This is a genomic window from Haladaptatus ordinarius, assembly GCF_054177595.1.
Map to the genome: position 1 here is coordinate 46048 of NZ_JBPEHH010000022.1, position 16916 is coordinate 62963.

A 16916-nucleotide genomic window follows, 5' to 3' on the forward strand; every position below is an offset into this window, starting at 1 on the left:
CGGGGCGGGTCAGCCCAGGCGCTCGGGGAGTGCGAGTTCGAGTCCGAGTCCGACGAAGACACTCCCGGTGACCCACTGCAACGCACGGTTCGCACGAGCGTTCCCGTGGACGAACGCCCCCACGCGATCGGCCGCGAGCGCGACCGTCGAGAGATAGACGAACGTCGACACGGCGTACGTCAGTCCGAGAAGGGCCATCCGAGTGTCGGTGCCGGTGCCAGTTCCGGCGAACTGCGGGAGAAAGGCGAGAAAGAACAGTGCGACTTTCGGATTGAGCACGTTCACGGCGACGCCCTGTCGATAGCTATCGGCTGAACTGTTCCTATCGAACTCGAGTGCTGTGTCCTTTCGAAGCGTCTGTACGCCGAGATAGACGAGATACATCGCCCCGACGATTTTCACCGTAGAGTACGCCACGGCGGAGGCACGAAGGAGCACAGACAACCCCAGCACCGCACCCATGGTGTGTACCAAAATACCCGTGCTGACACCGGACGCGGCCAGGACTCCGGCACGTCGACCTCGTTCGACGCCACGGGTGAGTACGTACATCGTGTCCGGTCCGGGTGTCACGATGAGTGCGATGGAGGCCCCGAGGAAGAGCGAGAGCGTGGCGACGTCCATGGACACTCGAACGGAACGGAGGCATCCGGTAAGAGTTTTCGACTGTCACAGTTGCACCAGGGTCTCCTCAGTCGAGTCCCGTTCGAGTTCGAATCGCCCGGTGAACGACCGAATCGTGAATTAATGTCCGTTCCCGTACTTATAATGTATTCGTATATGAATGGTAACTGATACCTGGCGATGATAGAGATATCTCCTCAGAAACGGTTACACCGGGGAGATTAACTATGACACGAACTCACGACCCAGACTCCGAGAGCGGAACTACTGTAAACCGACGAGAATATTTCAAATTAGGTCTGTCTGCGGCCGCTGCGACGACGCTCGGCGTCTCGGCGTCGGGACGCGCTGCCGCGACGCTGTCGCGGTCGAGCTACCGCATCAGGAAGGGGACGAACGAAGAGACAACCGTGTTCGTCACCGAAGCGTCCACCGCTGGCCCGACGCTGATGGTCACCGGAGAGATACACGGCGACAAAAAGAGCGGGTACTACTCGGCGGGGCAAATAAAAGACTGGGACATCGACGCCGGAAAACTGGTCGTCATCCCTGAGGCCTGTAAGCCGGCTATCGAGGCCGGGGCGCGAGAGTTTTCGGGCGGAGACCTGAACCGTCACTTCCCCGACGGTGCCGACGAGGAGTCACGACTCGCCGACGCCATCTGGGACGTGGTCGAGCGAGAGAACATCGACTTCCTCTGGGACCTCCACAGTTCCTACGGCATCTACAAATCCAACGACGGTGGCGTCGGACAGGCGTTGTTCGCCACCGACGCCGGCGACGCTGGCGTCCACTCCAAGGCCATCCGCGACTACTTGAACGCAGAGGTACTCGACGACGTGTACGACTTCCGCGAACACACGCACAGCAACAACGACTCGCGGGACATGCTGAAACACAAGGTCGGTGCGACGCTCGACACGCCCGCCATCATCTTCGAGGCGACCGAGAAGCTCTCGCTCGACCGCCGAGTGAAGCATACGACTGCGGCTGTCGAGCGATTCATGTACCGGTTCGGCCTCCTCGAAACGGGAAGTGTAACCGTGAGCATGGAGGGACTGCGTTACGACGGCGACGTAACCGTCGTCGACGCGCCCGTAGACGACAACGGTGTGCGCTCTGGTCTCACCTTCTGCATCACGAACGACGCCGACCGAGAGCTAACCGTCACCGACCTCACTATCGAACCGGCGAACTCGGCCATCGACGAGTTGAACGACCACTCCTACGACGAAGGACGGTGGACGAGCGAACTGTTCATCGACGCCGACGTCCAGGACGGTCTCTGTGACATCAACGGCGGTACGGCGCTCCCTGGAACCATCGACCTCGACGCCGACGGCCACAGCAACAGTGCCGACCGAGACGCGGTGTTGTCCGCCGGTTCGTCGGCGACCGTCTCGCTCTACCAGTTCGAATCCGGCGGCACCCCCGTCGACATGGTCGGCGAGCGAGTGGACGTGACAATCGACTACACGCTCGCTGGCGGGGAGAGCGGAAGTCGGACGATGACGCTATCCCTCTGATGTAGACCAGTCGTTCGACGACCTCGGTCGTCGTCGTTTCTCGACCGCAAAAAGCCGCCCCAGCGGTGTCGTCCGGACACCGTCGTCACCGACGAATGATCTCACGACAGTCGTACGAGCCGGACGCGAGGTGATCACACGGTCGGACGTGCTCTTCGTTGTACCCGACCTCCTGCGATTCGAATCGTCGAGGTCGTTTTGCCACTCACGAATTCGTTCGTGGTAAAAACGGGCCGGGCGCGATTTGAACACGCGACCGTCTGATTAAGAGTCAGACGCTCTGCCTAACTGAGCTACCGGCCCAATGCAATCGGAGAAAGTGGGGTGTGACGTAAATACGTTTCCTTTCAGGTTGCAGTACCACGGTTTGTCGGCGAAACTCGGAGAGAAATCGGTCCACGAACGCGGGCAGTTCCGCGGTTAGTCCACCCCGGAGTGGCTCGTTTTCGCGACCACCACCGGCGACGAGAAAAGCGAGTAGTCCGGGAGTCATCTCGCCGCCGCACTTCTCGTCCGTTCGTCGCGGGAGCGGACATGAGGAGACGGTGGTCGTCTCGCGTGGTTGACTCCCCTGACGAATAACGATGACGATTATACGTTTAATTCATCAATACGAACCGCCGAGACGGTGAGTGAAACCTGGTGACGGGCTGGTTTCGTAGTCGCTTCGGGAGGATTAAGTACCGGCCCGAGCAACCGACCAGTAGTAATGAGCGCCGGGATTACTATCTCCTCGATGTCTACGTACGCCATTCTCGGCTGTGGGAGCGTCGGGTACGCCGTAGCCGAGGAGCTCACCGAACAGGGGAAAGAGGTTCTCATCGTAGACCGGGACACCGACCGCGTCGAGGCGCTCCGTGACCAAGATCTGAACGCACAGACCGGAGACATCCGGGAGAAATCGGTGGCAGAAACCGTCGGCGACCGCGACGTGGTTCTCATTCTCTCGTCGGACGTCGCCGCGAACAAAGAGGCCGTCTCGAACCTGCGAGCGCGTGGTGACGAGCGATTCATCGTCGTGCGTGCGAGCGACCCCGTCACCGCCGACGAACTCACCGAACTGGGCGCGGACGTGGTCATCAATCCATCGACCGTCATCGCAAACTCTGCGCTCCGCTCGCTCGAAGCGGGCGAACTGGAGTACAGGGCCCGACAGTTGGCGGCGGTCATCGAAGACACGTCGAAGAACCTCGCCATCCTCACACACGACAATCCCGACCCGGACTCCATCGCCAGTGCCGCCGCGTTACAGGCGATTGCAGAGTTCCTCGACGTCGAAGCGGACATCCTCTATCTCGGTGAAATCGGCCACCAGGAGAATCGAGCGTTCGTCAACCTCCTCGGTATCGAACTGATTCAACGCGACGAAGTGGACATCGACGAGTACGACACGTTTGCGCTCGTCGACCACATGCGGGCGACCGAACCGGAACTCGACCAGTCGGTCGATATCCTCATCGACCACTACGAACCCGAGACGGAGTACGAGGCGAAATTCTCCGACGTGCGCCCGAACGTCAGTTCCACCTCGACCATCATGACGAAGTACGTTCAGGAGTTCGACATCAACTTGAGCGAGGAGGTTGCGACCGCGCTCCTGTACGGAATTCGGGCGGAAACGCTGGATTTCAAACGCGACACGACGCCGGCCGACCTCACTGCGGCGGCCTACCTCTACCCCTTCGCCAACCACGATACGCTCGAACAGGTCGAGTCGCCGTCGATGTCCCCCGAGACGCTCGACGTACTCGCGGAGGCCATCACGAGCCGGGAGGTGCAAGGGAGCCACCTCGTCACCAACGCTGGATTCATCCGCGACCGCGACGCGCTGACGCAGGCCGCACAACACTTGTTGAACCTGGAGGGTATCACGACGACGGCCGTCTTCGGTATCGCAAACGACACCATCTACCTCGCCGCGCGCTCGAAAGACATCAGATTGAACATCGGAAACGTCCTCCAGGACGCCTTCGAGGACATCGGTGAGGCGGCGGGCCACTCCACGCAGGCGAGTGCCGAGATTCCGCTGGGAATCTTCACTGGCATCGAGACGAACGAGGACAACCGCGATACCTTGTTGTCACTCACGGAAGAAGCGGTCAAGAAGAAACTGTTCGACGCGATGGGCGTCGACGGCGAGACGAACGGAAACTAAACGACCGCTTCCTCTTCGCCTTCTTCCGGTTCTTTCAGCCGTTCGATGACGTCGTTGATGAGGATGACGTCACCGACTGCGCGTACCCAGCGGTAAGGAATGATGACACCGCTTCCCGGCTTGATTCGACTCTGAAACAGTTCGTCGTTGAGTCCACCGAGCGCGAGTCCCGTCACAGCATTTGCATCCAAGTTGAGGCGCACGTCGTCTACTTCACCGACGTACACGCCATTGTTGGAGTACACCTCCCGTCCGACGAGCGTCGTAATTTCCTCTGGCGTATCGTCCATATAAACGAGTGATTGTGTGGGCGGGTCTTAACTCTTGGCAGACGAGTCACAAACTGTCGAGTACGTCACCGAAGACCTCGAGACTCGCTTCGACCGTTTCCGTCTCGTGACCGAGGCTCAGTCGGAAGCGGTCGCTGTCGTCGAAAAATCGCCCCGGGACGACGAGGACGCCCTCCTTCCACGCGGCTTCGGTCACGTCGTCGCCGTCCGCCGACTCGTGGGCGAAAAAGCCGTAAGTGCACCCATCAGCGACGGTGCCGAGGAGGTCGTCTCGTTCCGCGACGAACGACGCGAGCAGGTCGTAGTTCGCGGCGATTCGAGCGCGTGATTCCTCGGCCAGTTCCCCCTCGCTGTGCAGCGCACGCCGGGCCAGTGCCACGCTGGGTGCCGAAATCGACGGAACGTGGTTCATAATCGACCGCGCACGGGAGACGAACTCTCCGTCCGCGACGAGCCAGCCGACTCTGACGCCACCGAATCCGAGAAACTTCGTCAGCGAGTTCGTGACGACGGTGTTCGGGAGGCCGGCGGCGGTCGGCCCACCGAACGCACTCGCGTCCGCCGCATCCGAGAACGGGGCGTACACCTCGTCGACGAGGAGAGTCGCCCCGTCGTCGGCGGCGATTCGACTCGCTTCGGCGATGGTTTGTCGGTCGGTTCGGACGCCGCTCGGGTTGTGACGGTTCGTGACCACGAGACATCCAGTGTCGTCAGTGAGCGCGCCCTCGATACGGTTCGGGTCGAGGGCGTAGGCGTCGTCTACCGGTCGGCGGAATCGGTCGACCGTGGCACCGAGTCCTTCCGGCGTAGCGACCAGTGGTTCGTACCCCGGTTTTTCTACCAACACGCGTGGGCGAGGCTCGTCACTGTCACCACCGTCGTCTGCCGCCGCTTCCGTGGCGTCTATCGCGGCGGCCAGTGCGAGGAAGTTCGCGTGCGTCGCTCCCGCCGTGACCAGGACGTTCTCTGGTTTCACGTCGTACGCGTCGGCGATGCTGTTCTGAAGGTCGACGTCCTCTGGCGGTTCCGGCAGGTCGACAAGTCGAGGAGGGACGACGCCGTTCGGGTCGGGAGCTGCTCGTTTGAGGTCGCTCGAACCGAGGTCGTACTCCGCGTCCGCGGGCTTGCCGAAAATCCAGTCGAGATACGCGATGTCGGGGAACACGCCGGGTGGTACGAAGAGCCGAACTATAACTTTCGGGAACTCGTAAAACGCATCCGCGGAGTCCAGTCGCCGTCGGTTCGGGCGAGCGTCCGGTGAGATTCCGACGGTATCGTCGAACGAACGACATCAGCGGATTTATTCGAACGTTGTGAAAAGCGAAGGTCGTGGTGTCGGATTCACCCCGGTCCCCGGACGCGAAGTCTCCGGAGCGCGACGGCGAAACCCAGACTGCCCTCGACTCCCGCCCTGTCGAGGCGACGACAGACCGCGACCCCGTCGAGGCGCGCCTCGAAGATGCACTGGAGCGTGTCGCACACGGAGCGACCGTCTCGGCTCCGAGCATCCTCCTCCAGCGAGGGCTCACGCTCGCGTTCACCGCGATTCTCACCAACGGGTTCGCAGCCAGTTCGTACGGCCTCTTCGCACTGGCGCGCCGACTGCAACAGTTCCTCGTCCGTCTCGCGTTGGGGTTCCGGAGCGGGTTGAGCCGGTTTCTCCCCACCACCGACTCGCCCGCCGAGCGCGACGCACTCGTCACCTTCGCCGGACTGCTCTTGCTCGCGGTCGCGACCGTGTTCGGTGTCGTCCTCTTCGTCAGTGCGCCGTTCGTGACGCGGGTGGCCGACGAGGAAGCACAGTTCACCCTGTTCTTGCGTATTTTCGCCGTCGGTCTCCCGACCGGCGTGTGGTTGTTCACCGTCTCGGAGATTTTCCGCGGTCTCGAAGCGGTCGTTCCGCTCAATCTCACGCTTCGGGTCGGCTTCCCGATAGCGCAGTTGCTCGTCGGCGTCGTCGGTACGTTCGTCTTCCACGACCTCGCGCTGGTCGCCGGTGGGGTGCTCCTCGCGATGGGTGCGGTCGGCGTCGGCGCGACGGTCTGGCTGGTTCGGAAGAAGGGACTTCGACCGCGGCTTCGCGACGCCGCCGAAGTCGGGCGGCGATACCTCCGGTTTACGATACCGCTGTTCCTCGGCGGGTTCGCGACGACGACCCAGCGACTGGGCTTTTACCCTCTCATCGCGCTCTTCCTGTCGAGCGTCGCTGGAGGCGTGTTCGCCGTCGGCGTCCTCGTCGGGATGCTGGTCCGGTTGCCCCTGATGGGTATCAACCAGTTCATCCCGCCGGTCGCCGCCGCGCTCCACGAGGAAGACGAACGCGAGGCACTCAGACGGCTGTATCACGTCACGAGCCGACTCGTGTTGGTCGGCGTCACAGCGCTCTCGATTCCGGTCGTCGTCTACCGGCAGGCCGTGATGCGCCTGTTCGGGCAGACGTTCGTCAGCTACGCGCCGCTCCTTCCCGGGTTCGTCGTCGCACAGTACGCCGCGTGTGCCGCCGGCAGCGTCGGGATTCTGTTGACGATGACGGACCACCAGCGCGCACTGTTGGTGGTCAACGTCGCCATCACGGCCTTTTTGACGGTGACCGCCGTCCCGCTGACGGTGACGTACGGACTACCGGGGCTGGTCGCCAGCTATCTCCTGATGCTCACCGTGAACAACGGCCTCGAAGTGGCGGTGCTGTACTACCTCGAAGGGCTCCAACCGTTCACGCGACTCCACGCGAAACCGCTGGTCGCGGCGGTTCCGCTGGCGGTGGTCACGCTGGCCGCTCGGGTACTCGTGCCGAATCCCGCCGCGCCTGTCGTGGGGACCGTGCTGGGGCTGGTAGCGTACGCCTTGGCCCTCCGGACCCTGGGATTCACGCGCGTCGAACGTCGTCTCGCCGGGACGCTCGCTCGTCGGTATCGACGACGCCTTCCCAGTAGATGAGGTTGGTACTCGTCGAGTGGCCGCGATGCTCACGTTGAGAAACTGTCGCCCGGAACACTAACATCCAGCCTCATCCCTGGGCAGCGTGCCGTGTCGGCTGGCAAACCCTCGTGCCGGGCGGGCCACGCGAGGCGTGACCGAACGCTTTTGCCGGCGAACCGGCGAAGCGGGTCGTATCAGTTGGTACGACCGACTTCGTGACTGTCGCACACTCGGGTTCTCCGCGCGGTCATCGCTCCCGAAGTGGGATTACTCCGGCGGGGACTGAAGTGTGCACGAAACTGTAGGCCGAGCGCGCGGTAAGACCTTTCGGGTCGTCCGTTTCGACTCGACTCAGGTCACGCACCGGTTCATAGCGTGTACTCCGACTCTTTCAACTGGACGTAGCCACCGTTTCGATACCCGTACTTGACCCGCTTGTACTGTGCGGCGAGTTTCGCACCGCGAACGCCCGACCCGACCTTCGATTTGATGACACCCGTCCCGTCGTCGTCGAGGATGTTGTGGACCACCGAGAAGGCGTGGTCCCAGTCGTCCGGGCCGTAGTCGGCCACGATGTCGGCGAAAGAGACGTTTCGAAGAATCTCGTCGCCGATGGCGGCCTTCCACTCGTCGTTGTACGATTCGATGGAGTCGGTGGCGGCTAGTTCGCCCGCAATCTTGCCGGACCGAACCGCGACGTGATAGCCCCCCTCGTGGAACGCGCTGGTCGTACCCATCGCGCCCCCCGCGACGGCGATGCCGGCCTTGGTCGGGGAGTCGATTGGGCGCGTCGAGGAGATGGGGTACGTCTCGGTTCCCTCAGATTTCCCCCGGTCTTCCACGAGCGGAAAGTCCGTTTCGACGTCGTACTCGTCGCCGTACTCGTATTCGAGCAATCTACGGATGTACTCACCGGCACGCGGCAGGCCGTCGTCGTCTGGGCGCAGGAGGTGGAAGGAGTCGGGGTCTTCCACGTCGTCCAGCGTCATCCCGATAGGCATCGTCAGCCCGACGCGGGCCACCGTACCGTCGTTCGGAAACACCCACGGATAGGCCGTCTCGCCGGGGATGAGGCCCCACCAGAACTTGAGCGCCGACGGTTCGAACAGTTCTTCGGGGAACTCGCGGTACTCCTGGTAGGCAATGTGGTTCGCTTTCGGCGGACTCAGGTGGTCGCTGACCGACCGCCCTTCGGGCATGAACTGGTCTAAGACGCCCAGCGTCACGCGGCGCTGTGGGCCGTCGGCCAGGACGAGGTGCTTCGCTTCGATATCCTCGCCGTCCGCCAGTCGAAGGCTGTGGCGGTACTCCGCGTCGAGGTCCGTCTCCGCTCGTTTCACGCCGACGCCGACGCGATACTCCGCCCCGGCGTCCTCGACGCGTTCTCTGAGCCAATCGTCCATCCGGGCGCGGTGGAAGGTAAAGCCCATCTTCGGGTAGGAGGCGTCGATGCCCGTCTTCCGAATACTCGCCGACTCGTTCGGGCCGACGAAATCCACTCGGTCGAGTTCCTGTAAGACGACTTCGTCGGGGATCTCCCGATAGTCCTCGTCCATGATGTCCACCCAGTAGTCGAGCATCCCGGCGGCGTCCGTCGAGTCCGGGCCGAGGAACTCGCGGTCGGCGCGCGGAACGCCCTGTTCTAGTACGACGGCGCTCGCGCCGTGACTCGCGGCCTGTTCCCCCGCCGACATTCCGGCGGGGCCCCCACCCACGATAGCAACGTCGAATCGCTCCATATTCCTACGCTACACAATAGGGGGTACTAAATTGTTGACCTTCCGGTCGGCGTATCGTTTTCGAGAGGACAGAATCACGGTACGGTTTTGACCCCGCCGCCCGCACGATGAGGTATGGCAGCATTCGAACACCTTACCGTCGACCGCGAGGGTGACGTGGCCCGGGTGACGATGAACCGTCCCGAGTCGCACAACGCGATGCATCGGGCGATGGCGAACGAACTTCGGACCGTCACGGCGGAGTTACACGAAGACGGTTCGCGTTGTATCGTCCTCACGGGGACCGACGGCGTGTTCAACACCGGTGCCGACCTCTCGGTGCTCTCGGGGGGGCCGGAGGACGCTCGAACCCTCCGGAAAATCGCGTCCGGTCTCCACCGGGCCATCGAGAACCTCGTCCGCGCACCGAAGCCGGTCGTGACCGGCGTCAACGGCGTCGCGGCGGGTGGCGGGTTCGGTCTCGCGCTTGCAGGCGACATCGTGGTGCTCGCGGAGGACGCCAGACTGGAGTTCGCGTACCCGCGGGCCGGCCTGTCGGGAGACGGCGGGTCGACGTTCTTCCTCCCGAAACTCGTCGGTCTGCGACGGGCGAAAGAGATAGCCCTGCTGGACGAGCCGATTACCCCGGAAGCGGCGGTCGAGATGGGACTCGCCACCGAAGTTGCGACTCGTTTCGACCAGCGACTCGCCGACCTCGCGGCGGACCTCGCGGATGGCCCGACTCGTGCACACGGTGCGACGAAACGCCTGCTCAACCGTGGGGCGGGTCGAGAGCTCTCGACACAGATGGCCGCCGAAACCGACGCCATCGCACGGATGACGACGACGGGTGATTACGAGCGTGGACTGGCCGCGTTCTTCGGTGACACCGACCCCGCGTTCGAGGGGAACTGACCGAGACGGCTCGCCACGCGAACGGGGTCACAGTACTTTCGAACCGAAATACTCATCTCGTCGCTCACGTAGCTCTGTGCCGTGCACGCAATTGTCAACGGAGCGGTTCACACGGTCTCCGAGGAGGGGACCATCGAGAACGGAACGGTCCTGTTCGAAGACGGGAAAATCGTCGCGGTCGGTGCGGACATAGACGTCCCGGACGACGCCTCGGTCGTCAATGCCCGAGGAAACCCGGTGACGCCCGGCCTCGTGGAGGCCCACAGTCACGCCGGAATGGGCGAGTGGGGCGAACCGGAAGACGGCGACGTGAACGAACTCACCGACCCCGTCACGCCGCACGTCAACGCGCTGGACGGGTTCCATCCCCGAGACGAAGAACTGCGCCACGCCTATCAGGGCGGCGTGACCACCGTCAGCGCCCGGATGGGGAGCGCGAACGTCGTCGGCGGAATCATCTGCTCGATGAAGACCTACGGCGACATCGCGGACGAGATGTTGATTCGAGAAGACGGGATGAAAGCCGCGATGGGCGAGAACCCGAAGCGAGTCCACGGCGACCAGAACGGACGCGAACCCACGACGCGTCCCGGAATCGCGGCTACGCTCCGGCAGGCACTCATGGACGCAGAAGACTACGTCGCCCGGCGGGCGAAGGCCCGCGAGGACGGCGACCCGTTTGAGCGCGACCTGGGGATGGAGAACCTGGCACGCGTCGTCGACGGCGACCTCCCGCTCCGCGTCCACGCCCACCGCGCGGACGACATCGCTACCGTGTTTCGTATCGCAGACGAGTTCGGCATCGAAGACCTCTCCATCGAGCACGCGACGGAGGGCCACGCCCTCGCAGACGAGTTCGTGAAACGCGACGTGCCCGCCATCGTCGGGCCGTCGCTTTACTCCGGCGCGAAGTACGAACTCTCGAACATCACCTTCGAGACGGCGGGCGTCCTCCACGAGGCGGGCGTGACCGTCGCCATCCAGACCGACGCGCCGGTCCTCCCGCAGGAACACCTCGACGTGTGCGTCGGGTTGGCGATTCGAGAGGGATTGCCCGAGGAGGCCGCCCTCCGGACCGTCACGCGCAATCCTGCCGAGATACTGGGCATCGACGACCGCGTCGGCACGCTGGAGCCGGGAACCGACGCGGACGTCGTCGTCTGGGACGGCGAACCGTTCGACATCCGATCCGACGCTCGACACGTGTTCGTGGATGGCATCCACGCCTACGATGCGGAGCGCGACGACCGCGACCCGCGTGAAGAATACGAGTGGTAGGCAGATACGGGTGGCAGGCAATCGACTCGCAGAGTCGGCGGCCGCCGCTCCACTCGACCCGTCTCCCTCGCTACTCTCCGGTCAGCGCCTCGCTCGCGGGGGACAGCGATATCTTCGAACCCAGCCCCCGCTCCCGTGCTTTCTCGTAGAGCATGTACGCGGCGGCGACCGTCTCGATGCCCGTTCCGCCGCTGTCGAAGACGGTGACGTCGTCTGCCGACTCGCGGCCCGGTGTCTCGCCAGCGACCACCTCACCGAGTTCGGCGTGAACGTGGTCTTCCGTGACGACGCCGGCCTCCACTGCGAACTGGAACGACCCGGCATCCTGTGACACTCGCGCTCGAAGGTCGGGAACGTACGTCGCCCGTTCGATGGTGGTCGCGTCGAGTTCCCGCTTTTTCGGATGGTACTGTCCCATCGCAGTGACGTGTGTGCCGTCTTCGAGCATGTCACCGTCGAAGACCGGTTCGCTCGCGGTCGTCGCGGTGACGACGATGTCCGCGCTCTCGACCGCTGCGGCGCTACTGGCGACTGCAGCGACCGCGGCGTCTAGTTGCTCGTTCATCTCGGCAGCGAACGATTCGCGGTGTTCTTTGGTCGGCGAGAAGACCCAGACCGATTCGAGGTCGCGAACGGTCGCCGCCGCTTTCAACTGCCCGCGCGCCTGTGCGCCGGTTCCGATGAGGGCGAGCGTCTTCGCGTCCTCGCGGGCCAGCGCGTCCACGCCCACCGCGCCAGCGGCACCCGTCTTGAACGGGTTCATGCTCGCTCCGTCGAGGAGCGCGAGCGGTTCGCCACTTTCGGCGTCGAACAGGGGTGTCACGAACCACGCATCTCCCGCGCCGAACCCGGCGGAGTACATGTATCCGCCCATCGCACCGGTTTTGGGGAGGATGGCGGAGTAGCCGGTCAACATCCCTTGCGGGTCGTCGTTCACCAGCGTCGTCCGGGGTTCTGCAGGCGCACCGAACCCTCGCTGGCGATACCCCTCGCGGACGGCATCGACGTACTCACCGGGTGATGCGAGTCCTGCAACGTCGTCGCTCGTCAAAAACAGCGCATCTGTCATGGCTGGCAAGACGGAAGCCAGTAACAAAACGGTTGAGGGAAAACGGTTAGTCTGCGGAGTTGACTTTCGTAGAGGACTGGAAGTTAGGTGACTCGTCGACGGGGCCATTGATGAACAGTGCGTGTCCGACGAGCAACACCGACGCGGTTGCCCCGAGGGGAACTGCCATCGTCAGTGTGAATCCAACAGCACTGAAGACTCCGGTTACGCCAATCAGTGCAAGCGGAATCAGGCCCAGGATGAGGTCGTAGTATCCAGTCATAATCTATTCTAGAATATGCGGGCAGGGTATATAACTCTTCCCCATAGGCAAGACAGTCGATTTGTGTATCTCTTCCGTATTCACCAACTCATAGACGCACTGGTTTCTCATAAGTTATGAGTATTGGTTGGGGATACGGACCCGGAGAAGCACGAACACGAGGATTTCAGCGTTCGAAAAGCCCATGAGTTCTCTACTCTCTCCCTCTCTCCCCGAGATAACCGTAGTCGTGTGAACGAAACGCAAGAAACGGGTCGATTGAGATAACCTAGAGTAATCAGCCGTCGGCCGGCGGGCGGAGCAAGAGCGCGCCCGCCGAAGCGACGAGTGCGAGTGTGCCGCCGACGACGAACGCCGTCGTCCAACTCGTGACCGTGACGAGCCACCCGGTCACCGCGCCGCCGAAGATGCCGCCCCACATCTTGCCCGAGTAGAGTAAGGCGTAGTTCGCCGAGGAGTGTTTTCGTCCGTAGTAGTCACCGACGACGCTCGGAAACAGCGTGTACTGGGGGCTCCAGAAGAACGTCGCCACGACGACTGCGAGCACGAAGCCGACGTTCAACCCCTCGCGTGCGAAAAACACGACGGCGAACAGCCCCAGTCCACAGAGGAGAAACGACGCGGCCATCGCCCGCTCCCGGTCGAGGCGGTCGGACGCATCCCCGACGACCAGGCGTCCCACGCCGCCGGAGACGGGGAGGACGGTCGCGGAAACCGTCGCGATCGTCGCCGCCAATCCGAGATTCTCGGCGAACGAGACGACCTTCGCCGTGAGCATCAACCCTGCGCCGCTGACGCAGACGAACATGACGTACATCAACCAGAACTGCCAGGTCCCGACCATCTCGCGCCAGGTGTACTGTCGGCTGACGGTCGGCGTCGATTCGTCTCCGTCGGCCGTGCTACCATCCTCGTCTCTCTCCCCGACGGATACTTTGAGCCACCCCGTCGGCGGGTCACGCAGAACGACCGCTCCCACGAGGATGCCGATGCCGATGAGCAACCCCATGTTCCGGAGGACGTTCGAGTAGTTGGCGACCGTCGCGTTCGCGCGCACGTACGGAACGACGAGTGCGCTCCCTCCCGCGAACGCCATCGTCCCGAACCCGGTCGTCAGCCCCCGTCGGTCTGGAAACCACTTTAACGCCGTGTTGACCGCGATTGTGTAGACGATACCGACGCCGATAGCGCCGAGCGAGTAGAGCACGTAGAGTTGCCAGACACTCGTTGCGTACGCCAGTCCGACGTAGCCACCGCCCGCCAGGATTCCCGCGAGAAGCGTCAGTGTGCGCGGCCCGTGTCGGTCTCGCCACCAGCCGACCGGAAACTGCGACCCGGCCTGAAAGATGACGAAGAGCGTGAACACGGCACCCAACGCGGCCGGTTCGATGTCGAGTGCCCCCGCCATCGGCGAGCGAATCGACGACCAGACGTACTGGTAGGGGCTGACGAGCCCCATCATCACCGCTGCCGCGATGACCTGCCACCACCGCGAGAAGCCGAGGACGTCTTTGGCTCGCTCGGCGTGGTTGATGTCCGTATCGGAAGCCACCATGACGAAAGCGACCGACCGGGCGACAATCAGGGTTACGTTTCAGGCACTCTGCGTAGATTTATTAATCAAAACGCACCTAATCCTCACGCGTGAGAGGGCGAACCAAGTATCTCGTCGCATTTGCGCTCGTCGTCGTCGCGATCGGGGTCAGTGTCTACTACTACCCACAGATGCCCGACCAGATGGCGACCCACTGGAACGCCAGCGGCGACGCCGACGGGACGATGTCGAAGCTCGGAGGGTCCTTTTTCATCCCCGCGCTGACGCTCGGCGTCCTCGTTTTGTTCATGGTGATTCCCAGCGTCGACCCACTGCAGGAGAACGTCGAACGCTTCCGCGATTCCTACGACCTGTTCGTGGTCGTCTTCGTCGCGTTCATGCTGTACGTCCACGTGCTCGTCCTCCTCTGGAATCTCGGCTCCCGATTCGAGTTCACGACGGTTCTCGCGCCCGCAATCGGCGTGCTTTATTACTTCATCGGGACGCTCATGAACCACGTCGAACGCAACTGGTTCGTCGGTGTCAGGACCCCGTGGACGATGACGAACGAGAGGGTCTGGCGGAAGACTCACTCCCGCGCCGGGCCACTGTTCAAACTCGCCGGTCTCGTCGCAGTTCTCGGCGTGTTCGTCCCGACGTACGCGCTCCATCTCATCATCTGGCCAGCGGTCGGCGTCGCGCTCTATCTCACGGTCTACTCCTACTTCGAGTACCGGCGCGTCACGGGGTGAAAAGCGCCACCACACCCCGCCAGAGGACGAACGAGAACAGTCCGACGCTCGTCACCACGGCGGCGAACGTCCACGGGGCGCTTCCGTGGAAGTATCGGGTCGAACGGAGGAGCAGACCGATGGCCGCTGCGACCAGCCACGTCCCGCCCGCCAGCAACGCGGCGTCCCACACCGACTGGCGCGCTCGGGTACCGTACGCACCGACGACGAGCGACCCCACGACCCAGCCGACGAGGAACGGGGCGATGGTGTCTGCGACCAACAACGGGTTCTCGATCGGGCTCACGCCGTGCTGGAGTTCGCCGACGATGAGAAACGCAGCCAGTACCAGCACGTCCCCGACGACGAGCCCGGCGGTGACTGGCGACCGGTCGAACCGCCGAGCACCGAACACACTGCTCATACTTCCAATTTCGAAGGCAGGGGTTATGTCGTTCCCGATGTGCGCTTGATGCCAGCGACGGTGTAATCGAAGTCCCGATTCCGCACGCGGGGAACGAGATTCGCGTCGGAGAGCTTGCGAACCAACTCGTCGGGCGTGAAGAACGTTGAATCCATCCCGATGAGATGCTCTCCTCGGACGAGGAGCGTGCCCCTGAACGTCGCCGGATTGAACTCCCGGACCACCAGCACGCCACCGGGACGGAGGACGCGAGCGATTTCGGTGAGGGTGCTCGGTACGTCTCCGACGTGGTGTAAAGCGTCGGAGACGACGACCGCATCGACCGATTCGGAACGAAGGGGTAATCGAGCGGCGTCCCCGCGCACGCTCGCGAGTCCGTGACCGCGTGCCTGTTCGAGCATGCCCGCCGCTGCGTCGACGACGATTCGTTCGGGGACCTGTAGCACCCTCGCGGCGCGTCCGGTCCCGCCCGCGAGGTCTACCGCACGCTCGATAGGGCGTTCTGCCTGAGCGAGCCCCTCCGCGAGAATCTCGCCGTCGGCGTCTGGCGAGAAGAAGTCGTAGTACCGTGCGACGCGGTCGAAGTACGAGATGTCTCCGGTAGCGGTTGGCATAGCCGTACCGACGAGGGCCGAGAGGTAAAACCCGACGGACGGATGAGGCTCGCGTTCGAAGGGTGGGCCATGGAGTACGCGCTACTGGGCTGGCCGGAAGACGGTCCCACCCTTCGACTGGACCACGAGCAGTTCAGCTACGCGGGGAAGTTCGTGATGTCGAACACGGGAAAGGCAGTGGCGCGAGTCGAAAAAACGGGCGACGAGAACGCTGTCGTCGCCGCAATCGCGTTCAACGAAGACCGCACCGACGACGAGACGACGTGGCTCAGATACGTGACGGTCCGGTTGGACCGACGCGGGGAGGGTATCGGCCCGAAACTGGTGCGGTTTACGACCGAGCAGGTTCGTGACCGAGGTTACCAGCGCGTTCGCATCGCGGTGAACAACCTGTTCGCGTTCCAGGCGCTCTACCGGGCGGGATTCGGCTTCACTGGCGAGGAGACCGGTATCGCCGAACTCGTGCTGGAGTATCCGGCAGAACGGTCGCGGGAGGCCTATCAGGCCGGACTGGACGTGTTTCGGGAGCGCGAGCTTTCGGCGGAGGAGGCGGCGTTTCTGGCAGAGAAAGACGGAAACGAGCCACCGTCGGTTTCGAACGACACGTAACGCAGTGACATCCTCGCCCGCCCTAAAGGGCGGGGCTTCCTACAAGGGAAGTCTTACAGAGGTTTCAGGACTGAAACGTCGCAAGCGTCGTCTGTCCGGGTTGCGGACTCGGCATGCGGTGTCCTGTGACACTGTCACAAGTGCTCCCCTCCTGTGGGGTGTCATCGCCCGTCGGTTTTAGCGACAGGCTCTCACCCCACGGGTTGACGCGACCGGCGATGTTCGCCGCCGCGTTAATATCAGCTTGA

The 16916-nt window shown here is 63.2% G+C and carries 16 protein-coding genes, 1 tRNA gene and 1 pseudogene; 7 read left to right on the top strand and 11 right to left on the bottom strand.

Annotation, left to right across the window (positions count from 1 at the left end; all coding sequences use genetic code 11):
* Positions 1-9 precede the first annotated feature (9 nt).
* The gene (locus ACR3FF_RS10175; protein ID WP_458187898.1) at positions 10-624 is read right to left on the bottom strand and encodes a LysE family translocator; all 615 of its coding nucleotides are present in this window, start codon (positions 622-624) and stop codon (positions 10-12) included.
* 227 nt (positions 625-851) lie between these two features.
* Between ACR3FF_RS10175 and ACR3FF_RS10180 the strand changes: the two genes are divergently transcribed.
* Positions 852-2150, top strand: a complete 1299-nt coding sequence (locus ACR3FF_RS10180; RefSeq protein ID WP_458187899.1) for a succinylglutamate desuccinylase/aspartoacylase family protein — start codon at positions 852-854, stop codon at positions 2148-2150.
* 229 nt (positions 2151-2379) lie between these two features.
* Here ACR3FF_RS10180 and ACR3FF_RS10185 read toward each other — a convergent pair.
* Positions 2380-2453: transfer RNA gene (locus tag ACR3FF_RS10185), tRNA-Lys, on the bottom strand.
* 406 nt (positions 2454-2859) lie between these two features.
* On the opposite strand from ACR3FF_RS10185, the gene ACR3FF_RS10190 reads away from it, so the two are divergent.
* Positions 2860-4305 (top strand): DHH family phosphoesterase, encoded by a 1446-nt coding sequence (locus ACR3FF_RS10190; RefSeq protein ID WP_458187900.1) that lies wholly within the window; start codon positions 2860-2862, stop codon positions 4303-4305.
* On the opposite strand, the gene ACR3FF_RS10195 is transcribed toward ACR3FF_RS10190, so the two are convergent.
* Both ACR3FF_RS10195 and ACR3FF_RS10200 read right to left on the bottom strand, forming a co-directional pair.
* The gene (locus tag ACR3FF_RS10195) at positions 4302-4595 is read right to left on the bottom strand and encodes a PRC-barrel domain-containing protein (protein WP_458187901.1); all 294 of its coding nucleotides are present in this window, start codon (positions 4593-4595) and stop codon (positions 4302-4304) included. The two genes, ACR3FF_RS10190 and ACR3FF_RS10195, sit on opposite strands and share 4 nt — an antisense overlap.
* Before the next feature lie 46 nt (positions 4596-4641).
* On the bottom strand, positions 4642-5760 hold the full coding sequence (locus tag ACR3FF_RS10200) for a pyridoxal phosphate-dependent aminotransferase (RefSeq protein ID WP_458187902.1): 1119 nt from the start codon (positions 5758-5760) through the stop codon (positions 4642-4644).
* A 164-nt stretch (positions 5761-5924) separates the two neighbouring features.
* Between ACR3FF_RS10200 and ACR3FF_RS10205 the strand changes: the two genes are divergently transcribed.
* The gene (locus ACR3FF_RS10205; RefSeq protein ID WP_458187903.1) at positions 5925-7532 is read left to right on the top strand and encodes a lipopolysaccharide biosynthesis protein; all 1608 of its coding nucleotides are present in this window, start codon (positions 5925-5927) and stop codon (positions 7530-7532) included.
* A 350-nt stretch (positions 7533-7882) separates the two neighbouring features.
* Here ACR3FF_RS10205 and ACR3FF_RS10210 read toward each other — a convergent pair whose 3' ends face one another.
* Complete coding sequence (locus ACR3FF_RS10210) at positions 7883-9253, bottom strand: NAD(P)/FAD-dependent oxidoreductase (RefSeq protein ID WP_458187904.1); 1371 nt, start codon at positions 9251-9253, stop codon at positions 7883-7885.
* Positions 9254-9367: 114 nt separating this feature from the next.
* On the opposite strand from ACR3FF_RS10210, the gene ACR3FF_RS10215 reads away from it, so the two are divergent.
* Both ACR3FF_RS10215 and ACR3FF_RS10220 read left to right on the top strand, forming a co-directional pair.
* The gene (locus tag ACR3FF_RS10215; protein ID WP_458187905.1) at positions 9368-10147 is read left to right on the top strand and encodes an enoyl-CoA hydratase/isomerase family protein; all 780 of its coding nucleotides are present in this window, start codon (positions 9368-9370) and stop codon (positions 10145-10147) included.
* A gap of 81 nt (positions 10148-10228) precedes the next feature.
* Positions 10229-11425 carry an amidohydrolase gene (locus ACR3FF_RS10220; protein ID WP_458187906.1) on the top strand — a complete coding sequence of 399 codons (1197 nt, stop codon included), beginning with the start codon at positions 10229-10231 and terminating at the stop codon, positions 11423-11425.
* Between the two features lie 70 nt (positions 11426-11495).
* On the opposite strand, the gene ACR3FF_RS10225 is transcribed toward ACR3FF_RS10220, so the two are convergent.
* The 3 genes from ACR3FF_RS10225 to ACR3FF_RS10235 all read right to left on the bottom strand — a co-directional run bounded on the left by ACR3FF_RS10225 (position 11496) and on the right by ACR3FF_RS10235 (position 14311).
* Positions 11496-12494, bottom strand: coding sequence for an ornithine cyclodeaminase family protein (locus tag ACR3FF_RS10225; RefSeq protein WP_458187907.1), 999 nt, complete (start codon positions 12492-12494; stop codon positions 11496-11498).
* Positions 12495-12540: 46 nt separating this feature from the next.
* The gene (locus tag ACR3FF_RS10230; RefSeq protein ID WP_458187908.1) at positions 12541-12756 is read right to left on the bottom strand and encodes a DUF8015 family protein; all 216 of its coding nucleotides are present in this window, start codon (positions 12754-12756) and stop codon (positions 12541-12543) included.
* 277 nt (positions 12757-13033) lie between these two features.
* Entirely contained in the window at positions 13034-14311 is a 1278-nt protein-coding gene (locus ACR3FF_RS10235; protein WP_458187909.1) for an OFA family MFS transporter, read from the bottom strand.
* A gap of 89 nt (positions 14312-14400) precedes the next feature.
* Here ACR3FF_RS10235 and ACR3FF_RS10240 point away from each other — a divergent pair, with 89 nt between their 5' ends.
* A complete protein-coding gene (locus tag ACR3FF_RS10240) occupies positions 14401-15042 on the top strand; it encodes an SdpI family protein (protein ID WP_458187910.1) in 642 nt (213 codons plus the stop codon).
* On the opposite strand, the gene ACR3FF_RS10245 is transcribed toward ACR3FF_RS10240, so the two are convergent.
* Both ACR3FF_RS10245 and ACR3FF_RS10250 read right to left on the bottom strand, forming a co-directional pair.
* Entirely contained in the window at positions 15032-15445 is a 414-nt protein-coding gene (locus tag ACR3FF_RS10245) for a DUF3054 domain-containing protein (RefSeq protein WP_458187911.1), read from the bottom strand. The two genes, ACR3FF_RS10240 and ACR3FF_RS10245, sit on opposite strands and share 11 nt — an antisense overlap.
* Before the next feature lie 23 nt (positions 15446-15468).
* A complete protein-coding gene (locus ACR3FF_RS10250; protein ID WP_458187912.1) occupies positions 15469-16059 on the bottom strand; it encodes a class I SAM-dependent methyltransferase in 591 nt (196 codons plus the stop codon).
* A 69-nt stretch (positions 16060-16128) separates the two neighbouring features.
* On the opposite strand from ACR3FF_RS10250, the gene ACR3FF_RS10255 reads away from it, so the two are divergent.
* Positions 16129-16668: a GNAT family N-acetyltransferase gene (locus ACR3FF_RS10255; RefSeq protein ID WP_458187916.1), complete on the top strand. Its 540-nt coding sequence runs from the start codon at positions 16129-16131 to the stop codon at positions 16666-16668.
* Positions 16669-16732: 64 nt separating this feature from the next.
* On the opposite strand, the pseudogene ACR3FF_RS10260 reads toward ACR3FF_RS10255, so the two are convergent.
* Positions 16733-16916: pseudogene (locus ACR3FF_RS10260) on the bottom strand (RNA-guided endonuclease TnpB family protein); the annotation flags it as partial.